21 protein-coding genes and 1 tRNA gene are annotated in these 21,752 nt (G+C 37.1%); 14 read left to right on the top strand and 8 right to left on the bottom strand.

The genetic code is table 11. The features are described 5' to 3' along the window. Positions 1-37: 37 nt before the first annotated feature. From dnaN to HZR21_RS06905, 3 genes are all read right to left on the bottom strand, one after another. On the bottom strand, positions 38-1,180 hold the full coding sequence (gene dnaN / locus HZR21_RS06915; RefSeq protein WP_180747023.1) for a DNA polymerase III subunit beta: 1,143 nt from the start codon (positions 1,178-1,180) through the stop codon (positions 38-40). A gap of 169 nt (positions 1,181-1,349) precedes the next feature. Then, the gene (gene dnaA / locus HZR21_RS06910) at positions 1,350-2,720 is read right to left on the bottom strand and encodes a chromosomal replication initiator protein DnaA (protein WP_180747022.1); all 1,371 of its coding nucleotides are present in this window, start codon (positions 2,718-2,720) and stop codon (positions 1,350-1,352) included. Between the two features lie 360 nt (positions 2,721-3,080). Then, the gene (locus HZR21_RS06905) at positions 3,081-3,845 is read right to left on the bottom strand and encodes a ParB/RepB/Spo0J family partition protein (protein WP_180747021.1); all 765 of its coding nucleotides are present in this window, start codon (positions 3,843-3,845) and stop codon (positions 3,081-3,083) included. A 57-nt stretch (positions 3,846-3,902) separates the two neighbouring features. Between HZR21_RS06905 and HZR21_RS06900 the strand changes: the two genes are divergently transcribed. Continuing rightward, positions 3,903-4,943 (top strand): glycerate kinase family protein, encoded by a 1,041-nt coding sequence (locus HZR21_RS06900; protein WP_180747020.1) that lies wholly within the window; start codon positions 3,903-3,905, stop codon positions 4,941-4,943. A 38-nt stretch (positions 4,944-4,981) separates the two neighbouring features. On the opposite strand, the gene trhO is transcribed toward HZR21_RS06900, so the two are convergent. Further along, positions 4,982-5,938 (bottom strand): oxygen-dependent tRNA uridine(34) hydroxylase TrhO, encoded by a 957-nt coding sequence (gene trhO, locus HZR21_RS06895; protein ID WP_180747019.1) that lies wholly within the window; start codon positions 5,936-5,938, stop codon positions 4,982-4,984. Between the two features lie 148 nt (positions 5,939-6,086). Between trhO and HZR21_RS06890 the strand changes: the two genes are divergently transcribed. Next, a complete protein-coding gene (locus HZR21_RS06890) occupies positions 6,087-6,632 on the top strand; it encodes a DNA-3-methyladenine glycosylase I (protein WP_180747018.1) in 546 nt (181 codons plus the stop codon). 55 nt (positions 6,633-6,687) lie between these two features. Here HZR21_RS06890 and HZR21_RS06885 read toward each other — a convergent pair whose 3' ends face one another. Further along, a complete protein-coding gene (locus HZR21_RS06885) occupies positions 6,688-7,434 on the bottom strand; it encodes a DUF975 family protein (RefSeq protein ID WP_003139542.1) in 747 nt (248 codons plus the stop codon). Positions 7,435-7,624: 190 nt separating this feature from the next. Between HZR21_RS06885 and yajC the strand changes: the two genes are divergently transcribed. The 7 genes from yajC (at position 7,625) to HZR21_RS06850 (ending at position 15,174) form a co-directional block, all read left to right on the top strand. Continuing rightward, complete coding sequence (yajC, locus tag HZR21_RS06880) at positions 7,625-7,990, top strand: preprotein translocase subunit YajC (protein WP_180747017.1); 366 nt, start codon at positions 7,625-7,627, stop codon at positions 7,988-7,990. A 214-nt stretch (positions 7,991-8,204) separates the two neighbouring features. Next, on the top strand, positions 8,205-8,951 hold the full coding sequence (uppS, locus tag HZR21_RS06875; RefSeq protein WP_180747016.1) for an undecaprenyl pyrophosphate synthase: 747 nt from the start codon (positions 8,205-8,207) through the stop codon (positions 8,949-8,951). Further along, on the top strand, positions 8,948-9,742 hold the full coding sequence (locus HZR21_RS06870; protein WP_180747015.1) for a phosphatidate cytidylyltransferase: 795 nt from the start codon (positions 8,948-8,950) through the stop codon (positions 9,740-9,742). Before uppS ends, HZR21_RS06870 begins: the two co-directional genes overlap by 4 nt. A 103-nt stretch (positions 9,743-9,845) precedes the next feature. Beyond that, the gene (gene dxr / locus HZR21_RS06865; RefSeq protein ID WP_180747014.1) at positions 9,846-11,021 is read left to right on the top strand and encodes a 1-deoxy-D-xylulose-5-phosphate reductoisomerase; all 1,176 of its coding nucleotides are present in this window, start codon (positions 9,846-9,848) and stop codon (positions 11,019-11,021) included. A 6-nt stretch (positions 11,022-11,027) separates the two neighbouring features. Beyond that, positions 11,028-12,269 carry an RIP metalloprotease RseP gene (rseP, locus tag HZR21_RS06860; RefSeq protein ID WP_219605590.1) on the top strand — a complete coding sequence of 414 codons (1,242 nt, stop codon included), beginning with the start codon at positions 11,028-11,030 and terminating at the stop codon, positions 12,267-12,269. 147 nt (positions 12,270-12,416) lie between these two features. Then, entirely contained in the window at positions 12,417-14,270 is a 1,854-nt protein-coding gene (locus HZR21_RS06855; protein ID WP_180747013.1) for a proline--tRNA ligase, read from the top strand. Positions 14,271-15,101: 831 nt separating this feature from the next. Next, positions 15,102-15,174, top strand: a tRNA-Lys gene (locus HZR21_RS06850). An 81-nt stretch (positions 15,175-15,255) separates the two neighbouring features. Here HZR21_RS06850 and HZR21_RS06845 read toward each other — a convergent pair. After that, complete coding sequence (locus HZR21_RS06845) at positions 15,256-15,753, bottom strand: tyrosine-type recombinase/integrase (protein WP_374940023.1); 498 nt, start codon at positions 15,751-15,753, stop codon at positions 15,256-15,258. Here HZR21_RS06845 and HZR21_RS06840 point away from each other — a divergent pair. Both HZR21_RS06840 and HZR21_RS06835 read left to right on the top strand, forming a co-directional pair. Then, positions 15,676-16,446, top strand: coding sequence for an ABC transporter ATP-binding protein (locus HZR21_RS06840; protein WP_180747012.1), 771 nt, complete (start codon positions 15,676-15,678; stop codon positions 16,444-16,446). The genes HZR21_RS06845 and HZR21_RS06840 overlap by 78 nt on opposite strands. After that, positions 16,439-17,149 carry an ABC-2 transporter permease gene (locus HZR21_RS06835; protein WP_180747011.1) on the top strand — a complete coding sequence of 237 codons (711 nt, stop codon included), beginning with the start codon at positions 16,439-16,441 and terminating at the stop codon, positions 17,147-17,149. Before HZR21_RS06840 ends, HZR21_RS06835 begins: the two co-directional genes overlap by 8 nt. 414 nt (positions 17,150-17,563) lie before the next feature. Here the strand turns inward: HZR21_RS06835 and HZR21_RS11610 are convergent, their stop codons facing one another. Together HZR21_RS11610 and HZR21_RS11605 are read right to left on the bottom strand one after the other, a co-directional pair. After that, complete coding sequence (locus HZR21_RS11610; protein ID WP_219605589.1) at positions 17,564-17,842, bottom strand: hypothetical protein; 279 nt, start codon at positions 17,840-17,842, stop codon at positions 17,564-17,566. Between the two features lie 24 nt (positions 17,843-17,866). Beyond that, positions 17,867-18,454, bottom strand: coding sequence for a hypothetical protein (locus HZR21_RS11605; protein ID WP_219605588.1), 588 nt, complete (start codon positions 18,452-18,454; stop codon positions 17,867-17,869). A gap of 375 nt (positions 18,455-18,829) precedes the next feature. Between HZR21_RS11605 and HZR21_RS06825 the strand changes: the two genes are divergently transcribed. From HZR21_RS06825 to HZR21_RS06815, 3 genes are all read left to right on the top strand, one after another. Further along, positions 18,830-20,005: a pyridoxal phosphate-dependent aminotransferase gene (locus HZR21_RS06825; protein ID WP_180747010.1), complete on the top strand. Its 1,176-nt coding sequence runs from the start codon at positions 18,830-18,832 to the stop codon at positions 20,003-20,005. A 148-nt stretch (positions 20,006-20,153) separates the two neighbouring features. Further along, positions 20,154-20,909, top strand: a complete 756-nt coding sequence (gene recO, locus HZR21_RS06820; RefSeq protein ID WP_180747009.1) for a DNA repair protein RecO — start codon at positions 20,154-20,156, stop codon at positions 20,907-20,909. A gap of 190 nt (positions 20,910-21,099) precedes the next feature. After that, positions 21,100-21,738 carry a hypothetical protein gene (locus HZR21_RS06815; RefSeq protein ID WP_180747008.1) on the top strand — a complete coding sequence of 213 codons (639 nt, stop codon included), beginning with the start codon at positions 21,100-21,102 and terminating at the stop codon, positions 21,736-21,738. The last annotated feature ends 14 nt before the right edge of the window (positions 21,739-21,752 follow it).

Below are 21,752 nucleotides of genomic sequence, written 5' to 3'. Positions count from 1 at the left end.
CATGTTTGGGATAGCTCTCATCAGTTAAAACTGTTGATTAGTTGGTGCGAACTGGTGTTACCAATTGAACGAAATCAAGGGTATCGCTCTTAGGTACTAGGGTAAATGGTCGAACTGGTGAGATAAAACGAATACGAACTTCTGGTTCTTTGATAACTTTTAAAGAATCAATTAAATATTGAGGATTGAAAGAAATCGTTAAATCATCACCAGATTTAGCTAATGGCGTAATTTCTTCATGAACCGATCCGACTTCTGGAGAATTAACTGTTGCTACAATTTGATCACCAGTGATGCTTAATTTTACAGTACCATTTGTCGTCGCGTTAGAGAGCAATTTAGCACGGTCCATAGTATGACGAAGATTAGCAACGTCAAAGGTCAAATCAAGCGTGTAATCGGCATCAGAAGGAATCAGACGGTTAGTATCGGGATAGTTACCTTCAACTAGTCTTGTATAAAATGAAATCGTTTCATTGCGAATTAAGATTTGATTACTTGAGAAGAAAATATCTAACTCGGTATCATCATCAGAAAACACTGATTTAAAGCTATTCACTGATTTATTCGGCAATACTAAATCAAAATTTTCGCTTAATTTATCAAGTGTGATCACACGTTGACTCATTCGATGCGAGTCAGTCGCAACAGATTTGAGGATTTTATTATCTGTTAAAGTCAAATGAAGACCAGTCAGAATAGGACGAGATTCTTGTGTCGAAACGGCAAATGCTGTTTCTGTAAAAATTTCTTTTAGAACACCTGCTTTAATTTTAAGTGGATTTTCAGTTGGCATCTCTTGGATACGAGGATACATCTCAACATCTAAACCTTTAAGGGTAATTTCTGATTGACCTGAAGTCAGGACAACTTGATTCTGTTCAATCTCTTTAAAATCAAAAGTCACTTCTGGTAAGTTATTCACAACACTTTCAAAAAAGCTTGCTTCTAATAAAATGCTACCAGGTTCTGTAATTAGCATGCCTGCATTTTCATCATCTTTCGATAGAAAATTTTCGATTGAGATTTGACCATTTGAACCTGTTAAAGTAATACCTTCAGTTGAGACATCAATTTTAATTTTTGACAATGTCGGAATAGCAACTTTAGTTGAAATAGCTTGTTTTGTAATTCTCAAATTATTGAGAAAAGCAGTTTTGTTGATAGAAAAATTAATCATCGAGAGAACTCTTTCTTTTATTAGTTAATAAATATAGTTAGTAATAGTAATAGGGGCTGTGAATCATGTGGATAAGTTATAGAAACACTTTAAAGATAACTTTGAAGGGCTGTGGATAAAAAATAATAAGCTGTGTATAAGTGTGAATATTTTCCACATCCAATAGGAACTACTTCAAATGAGATTTAATCGTATCCATCTCTTTTTGAAGGCTTGTATCTGTCTTCATTTTATCAGAAATTTGCTTATGGGCATAAATCACTGTCGTGTGATCACGCCCACCAAACTCTTTGCCAATGGCAGGTAAGCTTTTACCTGTTATCTCACGAATTAAGTACATGGCAATCTGTCTCGGATAGGCAATTTCTTTAGGTCTTTTTTTACTGATCATATCAGTAACTGAGATTTTGTAGAAATTCGCTACTTCTTCTTGAATTTTTTGAGAAGAAATATCTTTATCTTGTGTGATTTTAGTGGATTCTAAATTACTTAGTGCTTTAGCTGCTGTATCAATATCAATGGTATCAATATGATAGGTATTGGCATAAAATTTGAGATTTTTTAGGGCACCCTCTAAATCTCTAACGTTGGAATCAATGCGACCAGCAATATAAGAAAGTGTTTCAGAAGGGACTTGAAGGTCCATCTCATCAACTTTATTAAGTAGAATAGCCATCCGATCTTCGTAATTTGGCGCTGTAATATCAGTGGTTAGTCCCCAGCTAAAACGAGATTTAAGTCTATCTTCAAATTCGTTAAGCTCATTTGGTGGCCGATCACTAGAAATGACGATTTGTGCACCCTTATCATGTAGCGTATTGAAGGTTTGGAAAAATTCATTAATCGTGCCTTCTTTTTTTGCAAAAAATTGGATATCATCCAATAGGAGTAAATCTAAGGTGCGGTACTCATCTGTAAATTCCTGCATTTGATTTTTACGGGAACTTTGAACATAATCGTTGACGAAATTCTCTGATGAGACATACTTGATGCGAGCATCCGGCTTATCGTTTAGGATTTCGTTACCGATGGCATTCATTAAATGTGTTTTACCAAGTCCTGGTCCACCATAGATAAAGAGGGGATTATACATACCGCCTGGATCGTTTGCGACAGCAATGGCAGCACCAAGTGTCATACGGTTTCCTTCACCTTGAACAAAATTTTGAAAGGTATATTTATGATTCAGACCATTTTTGAGTTCTGAGCTAACCAATTGATTCGTCTCTTGAATGTCAGACGTTTCTGTAATCTTGTCAGCATTTTCATAATCGGCAAGGTTAATATCGTCAGCTGAATAAAGGGCAAAGCTAATTTCGGCGCCAAATATTTCAAAACCGGCTGTTTTGATGAGGTCATCTTGTTTTTTCCAAAAATCTCGGTGCATGTTATTATCGAGATAAATTTTAGCGTTATGATCGGTGATTTCAAGTAGTTTGGCTGGTTCAATGAAAAAGTCATAGGAGGCTTGTCCTAAATTATTTTGGGCAAGTGCTTTGACACGTGTCCAGAATTTTTGCTCATCTTTTGTTAGAGACATTTGACTCCTTTCTATCTATTATCAGATGTTTAATATCTGAATTAATCGGTACAAAATCAATGCAACTATAATTTGTAGCTAAAAAAATTATATCATGTTGCTAGAAAGTTTTCCACAATTATTCAAAAATAAAAAGAAAAATCAACACGTGAGTTAATAATTATACACAGGACTGTGGAAAATGTGGAAAAAAACGATAAATTTCAGTTTAATCACAGGTATTTTTGTGTAAAAAGTAAGAGATAGCTTGATTTTTTGAAAGTTATTCACTATTGTGTAAAACTTATGCACAAGGTGTGGTTTTCTTTTTAACTGTGTATAACTTTGTTTAAAAAGAAAAATCCACAGATAGCCTGTGGATTACTTTTGGGTCAAAATGAGGAGAAGTCTGTTAAGATCTTCTAGTGTGTCGTAGCCAATTTCAATTTTTTTGGACTTAATCGTCACTGGTTGGCCTAATGATTTAGCAATATCTGTTTCAGCTGCTTTAATAAACACATCTTTTGATGGTGCAGTGGACTCAGTGGGGTGAGAATGTTTGCTTAATTGTTTTTCCAGTGCGCGAACAGAAAGTTGCTCTTGATCAATACGTTGTGCCCAAACCAATTGTTCTTGAGGTGTTTTTAAACCGAGTAAAAGTCGCGCGTGACCTTGGGAAATTTTTTGCGCCTCAATCAGTTGTAAAATAGGTTCTGGTAGATTCAAAATACGAATTGCATTGGTCACGTAAGGTCTAGATTTTCCTAATTTTTCAGCGATTTGTGTGTGTGTCAACCCCTGCTTGGTGATAAGATTTTGTAAACTACGTGCTTCATCTAAGAGTGTTAAATCATCGCGTTGCAAGTTTTCTAAAATGGCTAGTGTCATCATCTTATCATCGGATAATTCTCGGATGATGGCCGGAATTTTAGTTAGGCCAGCTAATTGTGAGGCCCTGAAACGGCGTTCACCAGCTAAAATTTCATAGCCAATAATTGGTGATTTTCTAACAATGATTGGCTGCAATACACCATTTTCCTTAATCGAGTCGCTAAGCTCTTGTAATTTACTCTCATCAAACACAATACGTGGTTGATAGGGATTTTTGACAATATCTGACATCGATAGCATTTGAATAGTTTCCATAGTGCTATTTTACCATGTCTTACTTGTCTTGTGCGTGATTTTTGCTATACTAAACTTATGAAAATTCTAGCAGCGATTGATTCATTTAAAGGCAGCGCCACTTCTGAGCAGCTGAATACTGCAGCTTTATCTGGTATTTTAGCAGCATTTCCTGACCTACAAGTACAGAGTATACCGATTGCTGATGGCGGCGAGGGCGTTTTAGATGTGCTTGCTTATCAGGAAAATGCTATCAGAAAGACGATTCAAACAACTGATTTACTGGGACGTCAACTTGAGGTACCTTATCTACTATTAGGAGATACAGCAATTATTGAGTCAGCCAAAATCATCGGGATTGACTTAGTAACAGTAGGCTCTGAAAGCATCTCACGCGCAACAACCTTCGGATTAGGTGCAGTTGTGCAATCTGCCATTCAAGCAGGTGCCAAAACAATTATTGTGAGCTTGAGAGGCACTGGAACCTCTGACGGCGGGCAAGGCTTTTTGAAAAGTTTAGAGACAACTGATCTATCAGGTGTGACCCTTATTGGGGCAAGTGATGTGACCAACCCTTATTACGGGGAAAATGGTGCAGCCACTATTTTTGCAGCTCAAAAAGGTGCAACTGCAGCACAGATAACTCAGTTTAACGCGCGTGATGCACGATTTGCACAAGAGCTATTGAGGGATCGTGGCATTGATTTACAAAAAATACCAGGAACAGGTGCAGCTGGTGGACTTGGTGGTGCGATTGCTTTACTAGGTGGTCAATTGATTTCGGGATTTAAACTCATTTCTGATTTAGTTCACTTAGAGCAAGCTATTTTAGAATCAGACCTTGTTTTGACAGGCGAAGGACATCTGGATTATCAAAGTAGTCAAGGTAAAGTTGTCTCAGGTGTTGCTAAATTGGCGAAAAAGCATGGTAAACCATGTGTTGCTTTAGTTGGTAGTCGTTCAGATGATTTAGGAATGCTTGAAAACGATTTGACAGCAGCCTTTAGTATCCAGACAAGACCAATCAGTTTAGATGATGCTATCATGACTCAAACGACTTTAAAAAATATGGCCAATACAGCGCAAAATATCGCGCGTTTAATTGAGTCTTTTAGATGATAAAAAAAACAGCCGCAGCTGTTTTTCTTTTGTTTGATTTAAGCAACGACCTCATGAATGGCATGTAGACGCTCTGTAACTTCTGCTTCTGATAAATTGTGACTCATAACATAGCGATTACGTGGATGAACACGACATTCATGGCTGCAACCACCGAGATAAGCAGCTTCATTAACTTCAGATGCTAAGATTTGACGATTACATTCTGGATTGCCACAGTTGATGTAACGCTCACAAGGCGTGCCGTCAAACCAGTCTTTACCAACGATGACATGTTCATTTTGGTTAATTGGCACGGCAATTCTGCTATCAAAGACATACATCTGACCATCCCATAAATCGCCTCTCACTTCAGGATCTTTACCATAAGTTGCAATCCCACCGTGAAGTTGACCAACATCTTTAAAGCCCTCTCTGACTAACCAACCTGAGAATTTTTCACAGCGAATCCCACCGGTACAGTAAGTGAGGACACGTTTTTCCATAAATTCTTCTTTATGATCACGCATCCATTGTGGTAACTCTCTAAAACTACGAATGTCAGGGCGAACAGCACCTCTAAAGTGACCTAAATCGAATTCATAGTCATTGCGCGCATCAATAACAACGGTATTATCGTCTAGCATAGCTTCTTTAAACTCTTTTGGTGATAAATAGGCACCAGTTAATGCTAAAGGATCAATGTCATCTTCTAAGTTAAGACTGACTAATTCCTTGCGGTAACGGACATGCATTTTTTTAAAGGCGTTATCTTCAGATAAATCAATTTTAAAAATGGTTTTAGCAAATCTAGGATCTGCATGCATCATGTTCATGTAAGCCTCAGTTTGCTCAAATGTACCCGAAACAGTACCATTAATCCCTTCATCTGCAACTAAAATTCTGCCTTTGATGCCTAAAGCTTTACAGGCTGCTAGATGCTCTTTAGCGAATTGCTCGCCATTTTCAATTGGTACGTATTGATAGTATAATAGCACACGATAATCTTGTGTCATTTTCTTCCCCTTTGTCCTTTGTATAAAAATCTATCACTTACCATTTACCCATCTTTATAGATGTAAAGCAACCATTTCGCTTGTGTTCTTTTGCACAAAAAATATGATGCAATTTAAGAATAAGTACGAAGGGAAATGGTAATGTCATATGACGAGATGTGATTGGGCAAAATCAGGGTTAGAGATTCCGTATCATGATCTAGAATGGGGAAAACCGAAATATGATGATGCGATGCTTTTTGAGATGTTGATTCTTGAAGGGATGCAAGCTGGACTTAGCTGGTCTACGATTTTGGCCAAACGCGAGAATTATCGTCAGGCTTTGGATGGTTTTGATCCGCAAAAAATCAAAGATTATGATCAAGATAAGTTAGATGAGTTGCCACAAAATGCAGGATTGATCCGCAATCGACTCAAAATGCAAGCAATCGTCAAAAATGCTAAGGCGTTTATTCAAGTTCAAACAGAATTTGGCAGTTTTTCAACTTACCTTTGGCAATACGTTTCAGGTAAACCGATACAGCATGACTATCATCATTTTTCGGAAGTACCAGCAACAACACCTATTTCTGAGAAAATGAGCAAAGATATGAAAAAAAGAGGTTTTTCATTTGTCGGTCCGACAATTTGTTATGCTTATATGCAGTCAGTTGGTTTAGTTAATGATCATCTTGTATCGTGTGATTATCGTTGAATGATTCAAAATAAAAAAACAGCCGAGGCTGTTTTTTATATGTTTTAAAGTTGTCTTATAAACGCTCTTCGATTCGTGCCTCGTAGAAAGCAACCATAGACATTTCTGTATACGGCATAGTCCAGATTTGAGGTAGACCAAAGAAAAGAGCACCTAGAATGTACCAACCAATAAAGGTTAAGTTAAAGACAAAATATTTAAACTTGTAACCGGTCATCATTTGGCTTGAGGTATTAAGAACATCCCAAACACCTTTATAGTTGTTGTTTTGAAGTTTATCATATAAAACATAAGTAGCCTGTGACCAAGATAAACCAAGATAAATTGCAATAGCCCAACCAACAACTGGAATAAAGAAAAGTAGGAACATGATGAGTTGTGTCACAACTGTCAAACTTACAATTTTCCAGAAAGAATTTTCTTTAAATGTTCGTAAGATATCAGATGATAAATTAATTTCTTCTTTCTCGCCTCGGAAAATTTCCAAATAGTTAAACATACTAGCTGTTTTAAAAACTGTAGCGATAATCATAACGATAAAGCTAGTTATCATGGCAAAAGCAATAATTGGTATAGCAATACTGAGGACTAAGCCCCAATCAACATTTGATAAAGCATCAGAGTTACCTGAAAAATCAATATTGGCATCATTTAATTGATGTTGCAAGTTGATTGAAGATGAATTAGTAGCACGACTTGAAAAAATTGCAAGTAGCAATGGGACAATCATTAAAAGCATTTTCTGGAAGAAATTGTCTTTTAGTGCATAGCGTGCGGCTTGTTTGAGTTCTGAGCTAGTCATTTGTTTTCCCTCCTTGTTTGACTGTATTTATATACATGACAACCTAATCATCATAGCATTTATCGATTAAATTATCAAAAATAAACTGTAATTCCTAATGGTACTCCGAAATCTACCTCAAGTATTGTGCTTTTTTTATTGGGCATAATCTGCTATAATAGAGACTATAAAAAATAAATGAGGTAAAGACATGCAATTTGTAATTTTGATCATTCTGTTCGGTGGGATGATGTGGTTTATGCAACGTAACCAAAAGAAAGCAGCTGCACAACGTCAAGAACAACTTGACAATATGCAACCGGGTTCTGAAATTGTGACGATTGGCGGATTGCACGGTATTTTGGCGAGCGTTGATAAAACAAAAGGGACGATTGAATTAGATGCTGAAGGGGTCATTCTAACTTTAGATCGTGCAGCAGTTAAAACAGTTAAACCTGTTGTAGCTACTGAAGCTACCGACGAAACTGAAACGATTGATAGTGTGATTGCTGATGCTAAAACTGAGGCTATTGCGTCAAGTGAAACGGCTGACAAACAAGACTCACCATTTGAATAACACAAGATAAATAAGCCATTTGGCTTATTTTTTTTAAGAATTTTTACTGAAAATGTGTTAAAATTAAGGGAAGCTCGTAAACTAGATGGCAAGGTTTAACAGGTCATTTTTAGAATTTAAAATGTCACAAGTAATATCAAATGAGATGACTTTAACTTTTTACAACATGCTAGTGAGCAATTAGTAACGATGAATTTAGAGGTAAATAGATAAGATGACAGAAACATCAGATAAAGCAGCAATGCAAAAAATCCCAAATCATTTGGCAGTTATTATGGATGGTAATGGACGTTGGGCTCAACGTCAGGGGAAAGCACGTATTTTTGGTCATAAAGCGGGTATGGATGCCTTGCAGACGATTGCAATTCACGCCCAAAATCGTGGCGTCAAAGTGATGACTGTCTATGCCTTCTCGACAGAAAACTGGTCGAGACCAGCTGCAGAAGTTAAATTCATCATGAGTTTACCGATTGATTTTTATGAAAGATTTGTGCCGACCTTAAATCGTGAAAATATCAGAATTGCTATGATTGGTACACGAGAAGGTGTGCCAAAAGCTACACTGAAATCTATTGATAGAGCGATGGTTGATACAGCGCAAAATACAGGGATGATTTTGACGATTGCCTTGAATTATGGTGGACAAGCTGAAATTTTAGATGCTGTCAAAGCACTAGCGACAAAAGTCCAAGAAGGGGTATTGTCAGTAGACGAGATGACACAAGATAACTTTGAGCAGCAATTAACGACAGCGATTTTGCCAGAAGCTTATCGAAATCCTGACCTTGTCATTCGAACGTCAGGTGAAAATCGTTTGAGTAATTTTTTACCGTGGCAAACGGCTTATAGCGAATTATATTTTACAGAGACATTATGGCCAGATTTTGATGAGGCTGCGTTAGATTTAGCATTTGACGTCTTTTCACAACGAGATCGCAGATATGGAGGAATCAAAAAATGACGCAAAGAATTATTACAGGTGTTGTCGCAGGAGCTGTCTTTTTAGGCTTAGCGATTCTAGGAAATACACCTTTTCATATTTTGGTAGCCCTACTTGTTATTATTGCTATGGGCGAATTGTTCAGAATGCGCAAGTTAGAAATTCTATCTTTTGAAGGAATTTTAGCAACACTTGCTGCCCTTTCTTTGTCTTTACCAACAACGCAATATTTCCCGCAACTTGGCACAGATAGCAATTTTACCTTGTTTACTTTATTTTTATTTATCATGATGGGTGTCATGGTCTTTACCAAGGGTAAATATTCTTTTGAAGATTTAGGTTTTCCTTTCTTGTCAGCTTTTTATATTGGGATTGGTTTTCAGAATTTACTAGCGGCGCGTGAAAATAGTTTATTTATTTTGTTTCTAGCTCTCTTTATTGTCTGGGCAACGGATTCAGGTGCTTATTTTGTTGGTAGAAAATTTGGTAAAACAAAATTGATTCCGAGTGTTTCACCTAATAAAACAGTGGAAGGTTCCCTTGGTGGGATTGTTTCAGCTGTTGTTGTTGCTCTGATAATGGTATTTCTTTATCCTAAACAGGCACCTGCTATTAGTCTGCTACACTTAATTGTCTTGGTAGCTATTTTCTCTGTTGTTGGGCAACTTGGAGATTTGGTGGAATCTAGTTTGAAACGTCATTTTGGTGTGAAGGATTCAGGTAAAATTTTACCAGGTCATGGTGGTATTCTAGACCGTTTTGATAGTCTAATTTTTGTTTTTCCGATGATGCATTTACTTGGTTTATTTTAATCTAATCTAATTTAATATAAAGTTTGTGCTTGTGTGATAGGGGCCATGGCGCAAGCGTGGATAGGGACTTTTTAGAAATGAGATGGAGGAGGCATTTTAGGATATGATAAAGAAAAAAATTATTTTATTAGGGGCGACGGGAAGTGTCGGTGTGCAGGCGTTAGATGTGATTGCAGCACATCCGGAGCAATTTGAATTGGTCGGCTTTGCATTTGGCAAAAATATTGAGAAGGCGCGTGAAATTATTCAAGCTTTTTCACCTAAAGTCGTTGTTGCAGCTCAAGAATCATCACAAATCGCACTTGCTGAAAGTTTTCCAGATGTTGAGATTCATGTCGGAAACGAAGGGTTAATCACGCTAGCAAAAATAGAGGATTATGATATTTTGCTCAATGCGATTGTGGGGTCTGTTGGTCTTCCACCAACGATTGAAGCGGTTCAGCTTGGTCGTGATATTGCTTTGGCTAACAAGGAAACGTTGGTTGTCGCAGGCTATACAATTATGGCAGAAGCAGCTCGGACAGGTAGTAAAATTTTGCCTGTTGACAGTGAGCATGCAGCGATCTTCCAAGTGCTCCAAGGTGTTCAAAAAAGTGATGTTCGCAGTTTAACGATTACAGCGTCAGGTGGGTCATTTCGTGATAAAACGCGTGAGGAATTGCTTGATGTAACACTCGATGATGCTTTAGCTCATCCGAATTGGACGATGGGTGCGAAGATTACACTAGACTCTGCGACTATGGTTAATAAGGGGTTGGAAGTGATTGAGGCACATCATTTATTTGGTGTTCCTTATGATGATATCCATGTTGTTTTGCATCGGGAATCTGTCGTGCATTCAATGGTGACGTTACAAGATGGTGCTGTTTTAGCCCAGCTTGGGGCAACGGATATGCGTGAGCCAATTCAGTATGCCTTATCTTATCCAAAACATTTGACCATGCACCATGAAACACCGTTTGATTTGACTGAAATTGGTGCTCTACATTTTGAAAAAATGGATTTGGTTCGTTTTCCAATGTTAGATTTAGCTTATCGAGTAGGTAAACTAGGCGGTGGCTATCCAGCGGTTTATAATGCAGCAAATGAAGTTGCTAATCAGGCTTTCCAAGATGGTAAAATTACTTTCTTAGAGATTGAACAATTAATTACACGTGCAGTTTTTGAGCATATGGAATTTGATGGGCAAACCCTAAATCAAATTTTAGCCTCTGATAAAAGAACACGTCAAAAAGTGTCGCAGTGGGTAGAAGATTTAATTCAAGAAAAAGGGAAATAAAAAAATATGATTCAAAGTTTAGTCACATTTATCATCATTTTCGGTATTATTGTTTGTGTACACGAGTATGGTCATCTGTTTTTCGCTAAAAAAGCAGGTATTTTGGTGCGGGAATTTTCGATTGGTATGGGACCTAAAATTTATGCTCACCAAGCGAAAGATGGCACACTCTATACCATTCGAATTTTGCCTCTGGGCGGTTATGTTCGCATGGCTGGTTGGGGTGAAGATGAAACTGAGATTAAGACTGGGGCACCGGTAAGTTTGACGTTGAATCCCCAAAGTCAGACGGTGACACGTATTAATCTCAGTAATAAGGTGCAGTTTGGTCAAGCGCTACCGATGCTCGTTACAGATTATGATTTTGAAAAGGCTCTAACCATTACCGGCGAGGTTAATGGTGAAATTGTGACGTATGCGGTGGATCATGATGCGACGGTTGTCGAGGAAGATGGTACGGAGTTGCGCATTGCGCCTTTGGATGTGCAGTATCAGAGCGCAAGTTTGCCTGGTCGGATGATGACGAACTTTGCTGGACCGCTCAATAATTTTATTTTGGGTGCGGTGGCGTTTGTTTTGGTTGTCTTTATGCAAGGTGGCGTGCAGGATTTGAAGACCAACCAAATCACGGTGTCGGACCACAATTATCCAGCTTATCAGGCGGGGTTGCGGACAGGTGATAAGGTTGAGTCGATTAATGGTGTGCCAATTTCTGATTGGTCGGAATTGTCTAAGGAAATTGGCCAATCTGATGGTAAGGCGATTCAAGTTAAGACAGATAGCAAAACGCTTACGATTACACCTAAAAAGAATGATAAGTCGTATGTCATTGGGATTACACCATTTCTTAAAACAGGTTTTGTAGACAAAATAACTGGGGGTCTAAAAGAGGCCTGGACATCTGCTTTTGCGATTGTTAATGCTTTGAAGGATTTGATTTTACGTCCGGACATTAATAAATTGGGTGGACCGGTTGCCATGTATAAGATGTCTGGTGAGGCAGCGCGTGAAGGTATCCTGACGGTTATTAGATTTATGGCACTCTTATCCATTAATCTGGGGATTTTCAATCTGATTCCGATTCCTGCTTTGGATGGTGGTAAAATTGTCATGAATATCATTGAAGCGATTCGTCGCAAACCGATGAAACAAGAGCATGAAAGTATCATTACTCTTGTAGGTGTCGGCATTATGGTTGTCTTGATGATTGCGGTGACTTGGAATGATATTTTGCGATTGTTTCGGTGATTCTTATGTTTGATACGCTTATCAACACTAACTTAACTTAAAAGTGCTGATTTTCAACGCTTTTTTTGATATAATAAAAACACTATATGAAAGGAAAGGATAATCTCCAAGCGCAGGGCTTGATAGGGTTATCCAACTATCACACACATGAAACAATCCAAAATGCTTATTCCTACCTTACGAGAAATGCCGTCTGATGCGCAAGTCATCAGTCATGCCCTTCTCGTACGTGCAGGTTACGTTCGTCAAGTCTCAGCAGGTATCTACGCTTATCTGCCACTTGCTAATCGCGTGCTTGAAAAATTCAAGAACATCATGCGTGAAGAGTTTGAGGCCATTGGGGCGGTGGAATTATTAGCACCCGCTCTTTTAACCGCAGACTTGTGGAAAGAAAGTGGTCGTTACGAGACTTACGGCGCTGACCTTTATAAGCTAAAAAATCGCGATTCATCAGATTTTATCCTCGGCCCAACGCATGAGGAAACAATGACTGCACTTGTCAGAAATGCAATCACGTCTTATAAGAAACTACCATTGAACATCTACCAAATTCAGCCGAAATATCGAGATGAAAAACGTCCGCGTTACGGTCTACTTCGTGGTCGTGAGTTCATCATGAAAGATGGTTATAGTTTCCATGCTAATTATGAATCGCTAGATGAGACTTATCTGGATTATAAACAGGCGTATGAGAATATTTTCACCCGCGCTGGCCTTGATTTTAAAGGTATCATTGGTGACGGCGGTGCTATGGGTGGTAAAGATTCGCAAGAATTTATGGCGATTACACCCGACCGTACGGACTTGTCACAATGGTTGATTTTAGATAAATCAATTGCTGATATTTCAGAAATCCCAGACTTTGTGATCAAAGACATCAAGCAAGAACTTTCTAACTGGTTGATTGCAGGGGAAGATACCATTGCTTATTCTGACGGCTCAGATTATGCAGCAAACTTGGAAATGGCATCGACTGAATTTGTTAAACCAACTGCTTATACTGAACATCTTGAGTTGACAAAAGTCGCAACTCCTGACGTGAAAACGATTGAGGAAGTTTCAGCCTTTCTTGACGTGCCAACTGAGCAAACCATTAAAACACTTGTCTACAATGCAGATGGTGAAATCGTGGTTGTCCTACTCCGTGGTGATGATGAGTTAAACGAAGTTAAATTAACCAACCATTTAGGTGCTGATTTTGTTGAACCTGCGACAGAAGAAGAAACAATTAAAGTATTTGGTGCAACATTCGGTTCATTAGGACCAGTTGGCTTGCCAGAAGATGTTAAAGTAATTGCTGATCGTGTGGTTGAAACCATTGTCAACGTTACCGTTGGTGCTAATGAAGATGGTTTCCATTATCAAAATGCCAACTTAGACCGTGACTTTAAAGTTACTGAATTTGTTGATTTGCGGACTGCAAAAGAAGGCGAGCCAGCACCAGATGGTGGTGGACACCTGAAATTTGCACGTGGTATCGAAATTGGCCACATCTTTAAACTTGGTACGCGTTATTCTGAAAGTATGGGCGCCAATGTTTTAGATGAAAATGGTAAAGCTAAGCCAATCATCATGGGTAGCTACGGTATCGGTGTCAGCCGGATGTTATCAGCGATTTTAGAGCAATTTGCGCGGATTAATGTTGAGAAAACATTTAAGGGAGACTACAAATTCTCTTGGTCAATGAACTTCCCTAAAGGATTAGCACCGTTTGATGTACACGTGATTCCAGTGAACGTCAAAGATGAAACAGCTGTTGCTTTGTCAGCAGAAATCGTAGAGACTTTGACAAAATCAGGTTTACAAGTCCTTGAAGATGACCGTGCAGAACGTGTCGGCGTTAAGTTTGCTGATAGCGACTTGATTGGCCTGCCGGTGCGCGTGACAGTTGGTAAAAAAGCAGCTGACCGTATTGTTGAAGTTAAGATTCGTGCAACAGGCGATACACTTGAAGTCAATGTCGATGACTTGGCAGAAACCCTTGCGATTTTGAATCAATAAAAGACTATGAAAAACAGAAAGTTGCGTGTCGACTTTCTGTTTTTTTGAGGACTTAAATTAATTTATCGGCAAAAAAGAAAGCGTTTTCCGACATATTGTTTGCAAAAAAAATGGAACCATGCTATGATATAAATATAAAGAAAAGCACTGGAATGTGCGAACTTACTCACATTTTTGACCGACTAAATCGTATTACCTCGGGAGTCTTTGAGACATCTTACAGCGTGCAAGCCATTTTAGATGGAAGCTGCTTCAGTAAGAGCGAGACGCCCACCTGTTTAACATTGACAGCGGGTTCAATACTTGAGTAAGCAACGGCATTCAATCAGTGTTTTTTTGCGTTTTTGACTGTGATTTCTTCGTTAGCTTTCAGCTCACAACCCCAAGGTTGCTTCGCTTTAGCTGCCTCGACCTCACAGCCAAAAACGCAAAAAAACTTTCCTATGTTGGTGTGATGTCTTCGTTAGCTTTCAGCTCACAACCCCAAGGTTTCTGCGCTTTAGCTGCCTCGACCTCACAGCCAAAAACGCAAAAAAACTTTCCTATGTTGGTGTGATGTCTTCGTTAGCTTTCAGCTCACAACCTCAAGGTTTCTGCGCTTTAGCTGCCTCGACCTCACAGCCCAAAAATCGCAAAAAAACTTTCCTATGTTGGTGTGATGTCTTCGTTAGCTTTTGACTGACAACCTTGAGTTTGTAAGTCTTTTATGCTACGAATTCTTGGTAAAAAGTTTTCAAAAAACTGTGTTTGACTTGTATGAGTTTATTCTTGCATTTTCAGGTGTATTTGGGGTATAATGAACTGGTGAGAAATGCTTTTCTCTTAAAGATTGCCTTCTTAGCTCAGTTGGTAGAGCAGTGGACTCTTAATCCATGGGTCGCAGGTTCAAGCCCTGCAGGGGGCATCATAAAAGCCATAGACAGTTGTTGCTGTGTATGGCTTTTCTCGTACTTACTTGTAAATTTGTCCCATGTTTTGTCCCATTTTATTTTAAAATATTTCTGACCTCCTGATATTCCTCTTCTACACGTTCTTGCAAAGTATGACCATAAACCTCAATTAACATACTAATATCTTTATGACCTAATAATTTAGCAATGACACCCATGTCAATTCCTCTATGTAGTAAGACAGAACCATAAGTATGTCTAGCTCCTTTAGTTGACAATAATGGAGTGATTTTTAGAATTTTTAACATCTCTTTGATTGCTTTACTAACTGTTTCAATGAGTGGTATATCATATCTGAGAGAGTGGTGTTGAAATATGAAATTTTCTTCATTACCGACCCCTAATTCGTTATTAGCTCTTTTTTGTTGAGCTTGTAGAGATTTTAAGATGATTAGGCTTTTTTCGTCAATTGGAACAGTTCGTATTGATGTTTTATTTTTCGGAGGAACAAATTGATGAGTTCCTGTGTTGTATCTTCTGTAATATTTGGTTTTCTTGGACCTTCTGGTGCTGGCAAGACAACGACGATTAATATTTTAACAGGGCAATTGGTTCAGGATAGTGGACAAGCTTTTATTTTGGGTAAAGATGCAAAGGCTATTTCTGCTGACGATCTTTTAAATATTGGGTTTATGAGTGATACCGTTGGCTTTTATGAAAAAATGTCTCTTTATAAAAACTTAGAATTTTTTGCTAGATTTCATAATATTTCGACTGAAGTACTCGATGATTTGTTAAAAGCCTTAGATTTATATCAAGATAAGGATAAAAAAGCTGAGAATTTATCAACAGGTATGAAACAAAGATTATTCTTGATTCGTGCCATTCTCCATACGTCAAAAATCTTATTTTTAGATGAACCAACTTCTGGATTAGACCCGACTTTATCGCAAAAAGTGCATGATATTTTGTTTGATTTAAAAGAAAAAGGTGTGACGATATTCTTAACAACGCATGATATGAATGAGGCGACTAAAATATGTGATAATATTGCCTTATTATATCAAGGCAATATTATTGAGTATGGGGCACCACAATCTATCATTGATAAATATAGTGACGAAAATAAAGTTGTGATTAGATTCCAAAATGGTAAAGAAATTACGGTTCCTAAAGAGGAGGTAGCAAACTATCTTGGACAATATGTTGTCAGTATCCATACCATGGAATCATCTTTGGAATCTATTTTTGTACGGTTGACAGGAAAGGCATTTAAAAATGAATAGAATAGATAGACTAAAAAGCTTATTATGGTTAAGAAAACAATATTTGAAAAGCAGCATTGCTTTATTATATATGTGTGTAGGTACGCCTATTGGAGATTTTACTTTGCTGTCACTCATTCCAAAGTTTCATGGCAATATAAGTTTTTTAAGTTCAGCCTTAGCCTTTGTCTATAGTTTAACGGCAGGATCTTTTGTTTCATTGATGATAGGGGAAGAGAAAGAAAAGAAAAATTTACGAACGTTGATACTAAGTGGTGTTAAGATGTATGAGTATATTTTATCTATTGTTATTTTTCCGTTTCTATTTTCTGTTTCTGCTTGCATTTATTTTCCTTTGCTTTTCGGTGTTGTTATTCCAAGTTGGCCAATCTATTTTATCATTGCAATTTCAACAACCTTAATTTTTATTCTAACCAATTTATCCATTGGTTTATTAGCCAAAAGTCAAATACACGCCTCTTTATTTAGTCTTGGCATTGTTATGGTAGCTAACTTTTTACCGATATTAGCAGATCTTTCATCAAATCAGTTAGTTCAATATTTTGTTAAGTGGTCATTTATTGGTGCCAATACAGAATATTTTAGTAAATTGGAACATTTCAAAATAACAGATAGTAGTATTCTAAGCATGCTGCTATGGATTGTAGGGCTATTCATTTTAACTAAATTTGCTTTTGCTTGGAATAGAAAAGAACATGATTGATAAATAGATTTTTATTAATTATAGGAATTATTTTCACCAAAAAAAAAAAATGTAGTAGAAATAGTTCAAGTGAAAGAACCTAAATGCCTTTATAATGCGTAAAGTTTCTATATAAAGTGTTGAATATATCTGCAGGGGCATAAAAAAGAATCCTTATACAGTGTTGTATAGGGATTTTTTTGTGTTTAAAATAATTTAAGGTTAATAAATCATTTTTATGTAATTACTTTTGGGACTATTAGGAAATTTACTATATTATTGTTTTTTATTTTTCAAAACTTAGTCTTCTAATGACCAATCTTTTGATAAAAAATTTGGTATTTCATGAGGTTGAACTTTTTTGTAGCTCTTTTTAAAACTATCTCCAAGAATTTGAAAACCTAAATTAGGTTCACCAAATAACTCCTGAGTCAATTAGGATAACTTGGAATTACATGTAAAATCTTCTTTTCTTTCTATAGAGAAAAAACAATTTTCTGAGTAGGCAAAGATTAAATAGTTTATAAAAGCCAATTTTTTATCCTTTAAAACACTATTAAATTGATGCCTTAAGTTACTGTATTTTTTATCCTTTTTATGGTAAAAAGCTAAAACAAAAGTACTGTCTTCTAAGGGAAGTATTGCTAAATGCAATTTTTGAATTCGATTTTCTTTGGCTAGATTTTTTGTGTTATTTATAATAAATCCATCCATATCTTCAATTACCGAAATTGAGTCTTAAAATGCTAGGGGAACCTTATAAGGAAGTACTTCATGAAATATTATTTGATATGCTCCAGTATGATTTTTAACAATATTATTTTTATGCTCTTCAACTTCATTCTCGAAATCTTCAAGGTCCCAATCTTGAAAATTTAGTAATTCAGAGGGTCTATTGGTAAATACCTCTAAATTTTTAATCTTATTATTTAGTCCTTCTTTATCTATACGTGTTCGAACTATTTCCATTAAAAAGTTTTTGAGGGCAATTTCTGCCAACATTTTGTCTGTAATTACATTTTTTAAATTCTCCGGATTTTCATAGTCTTTAAAATATTTAGAATCACACGAAATACAGATAGAATGTATGACACCTGACTTTTTAACACCTTTTTCATCTTTTTCGAAATTTTTAATTGGTAATTCAATAATTGCATTAAGGGTGCCAATCATCCCGGATTTAGCAATATTTTTTAAAACAAATTGAGGGATTGTATGTGAATTACAATAACTTGTTTTTCTTTCCCCACATAAAATGCAATGTTCAGGTTTAATATTATCGTATGTCTCTCCCCAACTCTTTGCTAATGTTTTTTTAAACGCCACATCAATTTTTTATCATTATTTTTCATATACTCTATTTATTCCTTCCTTTAGCTTTTTATAAATAATATTTTTCTTTTATTATATCAAATTTCATTAGATTTATATTACTTTAAGTATTAATGTTATCTGTATTATATTTGTCCATATTATAAAAAATGAGAACAGGATTTGCATGAAAAAGACTTGAAAGACCATATGACATATAGATTATTTAAAGAAGAATGGTAGAAATAATAAATGTTGCGACGGATGACGCTATCCAGATGTTGTTGTCTAAAGATAGCAAAGATGCTAAAAAAAAGGTATAATTGAATAAAAATGTGAAGGGCATGTCGCAGTGTTGTGCCTTTTTTCATACGAAAATGAGGTAAGCTAATGGATGTGTCTAATCTTTTTAATTCGAATTTGGATAAAATCAAAATTTCGGCGATTCGTCGTTTTGATCAGGAGGTGTCAAAGATTCCTGGTATGTTGAAACTGACGCTAGGAGAGCCTGATTTTAATACGCCTGAGCATGTTGAAGCAGCTGCTGTGGCTGCTGTTCGTGCACATGAGAGTCATTATACTGGGATGTCAGGATTGCTGGCTTTGCGTGAGGCGGCGAGTCAGTTTGTTGCTGAAAAATATGACCTACAGTTCGATCCAGAATCAGAGATTTTGGTGACGGTTGGTGCGACGGAGGCGATTTCTGCTAGTCTCATGTCTATCTTAGTGGCTGGCGATAAGGTGCTGACGCCTGCGCCTTTGTACCCTGGTTATGAGCCTTTAATTCAACTTGCAGGTGCTGAGATGGTTGAGATTGATACGACGACCAATGGCTTTGTCTTGACACCAGAGATGCTAGAGGCAGCTTTGATTGCCAATCCTGAAACGAAGGCTGTGATTTTGAATTATCCGTCAAATCCAACGGGTGTGACTTATAATCGCGCAGAAATCAAGGCTTTGGCTGAAGTCGTTCAGAAATATCCCGTTTTTGTTATTTCGGATGAAATCTATTCTGAGTTGAACTATACAGGTGAGAAACATGTGTCAATCGCTGAATTTGCGCGTGAGCAGACGATTGTGCTAAATGGCCTGTCTAAATCTCATGCTATGACGGGTTATCGGATTGGTTTCATCTTCTCGGATGCGGTTTTGACTAGCCAGATCATTAAAACGCATCAGTATTTTGTGACAGCAGCAACGACAGTTTCTCAGTTTGCGGCGATTGAGGCTTTGACCAATGGTAAAGATGATGCAGTAGCGATGAAAAAAGAGTATGTGATTAGGCGAGATTATATCATCTCACAGATGACACCGCTTGGCTTTGAGATTGCGAAACCAGACGGGGCATTTTATATTTTCGCTAAAATTCCTGCAGATTTAGAACAAAATTCTTTTGATTTCTTGATTGATTTTGCTAATGAAAAGCAAGTGGCTTTTATTCCCGGGTCAGCTTTTGGCAAATATGGTGAAGGCTATATCCGTTTGAGCTATGCGGCGAGTATGACGGTGATTACAGAAGCCATGGCGCGCTTGACAGCATACGTGACTGAAAAGCGTGCGTTATAATCTACTCATCTTTTATCAAGTGAACCTGAGCTTGCTTAATCTCCAGCAAGCATTGAAATTCCCCAATTTTGGGGAATTTTTTATTGGATCTGAGTTTTTAGAGATGCCCAATTTTTTGTTATAATGAAGTGGAGAGGTTCTTAGGGATATGAAAAACGTTGAGACGCGCGGTTTAGTGCTGTTTAGTCGGCATTACCGTGAGCAAGATAAATTAGTTAAGATTTTTACGGAGCGTTTTGGTAAGCGGATGTTTTTTGTGAAAAATGCTGGGAAGTCGCGGTTTGCGAGTAGTCTTCAGAATTTTACGCAGCTTGAGTTGTTGGGGACGATTAATGACGATGGCTTGAGTTTTATTTCTGATATTAGTGAGGCTAGGCCTTATCAGTTTATTAATTCGGATATTTTTGCTCAGGCTTATGCGAGTTATCTGGTTGGTCTTTCGGATGTGGCGCTGCCTGATAATCATTATGACGCGCCGCTTTATGGTTTTTTGATGAAGTCGCTTGATTTAATTGAAGAGAAGATTGATATGGTGGTGGTGACTTATATTTTTGAGCTACAGGTCATGTCGCGTTTTGGTGCCCAGTTAGATTTTGGGCAATGCGTTTTTTGTCACCGTAAGGATTTACCAATGGATTTTTCTTACAAGTTTAATGGCTGTCTTTGTCGAAATCATTTTGATGAAGATATGAAGCGGTCGCACTTGGATCCTAATGTGATTTTTCTGTGCTACTCTTTTATGGCAATGGACTTAGAAAAGTTGCCGAGTATCAACCTGTCTGATGACATGAAAAAGAAAATTCGTGTCTTTGTCGATGCCCTCTATGACCACTATATCGGTGTGCAGATTAAGGCTAAGAAATTTATTGATGGCTTGGATGGCTGGGCTGATATTATGAGATAAGGGTGTCAATTATGATGGTGATAAATAGTCATTAGATGTTTTTCGGGATAGTCAGAAAATATCTAATGACTTTTTATTTCTCAATTTTATGACTAATTTAAGTAAAAAAAAAGCAATAGATGATGAATTGTTTAAAGTAAATATGTTACAATTAAAAAGGAGTAAACGTAAAATATAAGGAGATTAGAAAATGAAGAACTTTAAAAAAGTAGGGTTAGTCTTTGTAAGCATACTAGCGGTGATTAGTCTAGGAGCGTGTTCAGCCGAGTGGAAAACTTCAGATGCTGTAGATTATGTAAAAACCTCTTTAAACGCCTTTACAAAAGGCGATATGAAAAAATATGCTGAAATTACCAAACAAACTGAAAAAGAAGCAAAATCAGAATATGAGGACGGCATTAATGAGATGCTCAAAAGTTTTGAGGGACCGGGTGTTACTGATTCAGCTAAAGCAGAACTCAAAACAGTTATGCTTGATTTATTAAAAATTTCAAAATATGATGTCAAATCAGCTGAAAAAATAAAAGATGGTTTTGATGTTAAGCTTACAGTTAAACCGTTTATTGGTTTTGATAATCTGGAATCGGAGCTTAAAAAACAAGTGACACCAGAGGCGATTGAGAAATCTGGTGTTGACGTGACAAATGAAACTGCAGTAAATGAATGGGCAATGGGAATAACAATTGATTTTATGAAACAAGCAGTTAAAAATCCAACCTATGGTACTGAAAAAGAGATGACCGTAAAAGTTAAGAAACAAGATAAAGTTTACGCTCTATCTGATTCGGATATGGAAAAAGTGATAGCTTACATGTTGGGTGGTAAATAAATAAAAAAATAAGC

It is taken from the genome of Pseudolactococcus laudensis, from assembly GCF_013449735.1.
GTDB classification, from domain to species: Bacteria; Bacillota; Bacilli; order Lactobacillales; family Streptococcaceae; genus Pseudolactococcus; species Pseudolactococcus laudensis.
This window is presented reverse-complemented; position numbering and strand designations above follow the sequence as displayed.

Excerpts from the sequence above, each read along its gene's own strand:
- HZR21_RS06815 (WP_180747008.1), top strand. The coding sequence starts at position 21,100 with ATGAAGAACTTTAAAAAAGTAGGGTTAGTCTTTGTAAGCATACTAGCG.
- trhO (WP_180747019.1), bottom strand. The coding sequence starts at position 5,938 with ATGACACAAGATTATCGTGTGCTATTATACTATCAATACGTACCAATT.
- uppS (WP_180747016.1), top strand. The coding sequence starts at position 8,205 with ATGACAGAAACATCAGATAAAGCAGCAATGCAAAAAATCCCAAATCAT.
- dxr (WP_180747014.1), top strand. The coding sequence starts at position 9,846 with ATGATAAAGAAAAAAATTATTTTATTAGGGGCGACGGGAAGTGTCGGT.
- HZR21_RS06900 (WP_180747020.1), top strand. The coding sequence starts at position 3,903 with ATGAAAATTCTAGCAGCGATTGATTCATTTAAAGGCAGCGCCACTTCT.
- HZR21_RS06885 (WP_003139542.1), bottom strand. The coding sequence starts at position 7,434 with ATGACTAGCTCAGAACTCAAACAAGCCGCACGCTATGCACTAAAAGAC.
- HZR21_RS06825 (WP_180747010.1), top strand. The coding sequence starts at position 18,830 with ATGGATGTGTCTAATCTTTTTAATTCGAATTTGGATAAAATCAAAATT.
- HZR21_RS06835 (WP_180747011.1), top strand. The coding sequence starts at position 16,439 with ATGAATAGAATAGATAGACTAAAAAGCTTATTATGGTTAAGAAAACAA.
- HZR21_RS06855 (WP_180747013.1), top strand. The coding sequence starts at position 12,417 with ATGAAACAATCCAAAATGCTTATTCCTACCTTACGAGAAATGCCGTCT.
- dnaN (WP_180747023.1), bottom strand. The coding sequence starts at position 1,180 with ATGATTAATTTTTCTATCAACAAAACTGCTTTTCTCAATAATTTGAGA.
- HZR21_RS06840 (WP_180747012.1), top strand. The coding sequence starts at position 15,676 with ATGAGTTCCTGTGTTGTATCTTCTGTAATATTTGGTTTTCTTGGACCT.
- rseP (WP_219605590.1), top strand. The coding sequence starts at position 11,028 with ATGATTCAAAGTTTAGTCACATTTATCATCATTTTCGGTATTATTGTT.
- dnaA (WP_180747022.1), bottom strand. The coding sequence starts at position 2,720 with ATGTCTCTAACAAAAGATGAGCAAAAATTCTGGACACGTGTCAAAGCA.
- HZR21_RS06905 (WP_180747021.1), bottom strand. The coding sequence starts at position 3,845 with ATGGAAACTATTCAAATGCTATCGATGTCAGATATTGTCAAAAATCCC.
- yajC (WP_180747017.1), top strand. The coding sequence starts at position 7,625 with ATGCAATTTGTAATTTTGATCATTCTGTTCGGTGGGATGATGTGGTTT.
- HZR21_RS06870 (WP_180747015.1), top strand. The coding sequence starts at position 8,948 with ATGACGCAAAGAATTATTACAGGTGTTGTCGCAGGAGCTGTCTTTTTA.
- recO (WP_180747009.1), top strand. The coding sequence starts at position 20,154 with ATGAAAAACGTTGAGACGCGCGGTTTAGTGCTGTTTAGTCGGCATTAC.
- HZR21_RS06890 (WP_180747018.1), top strand. The coding sequence starts at position 6,087 with ATGACGAGATGTGATTGGGCAAAATCAGGGTTAGAGATTCCGTATCAT.
- HZR21_RS11610 (WP_219605589.1), bottom strand. The coding sequence starts at position 17,842 with ATGGATGGATTTATTATAAATAACACAAAAAATCTAGCCAAAGAAAAT.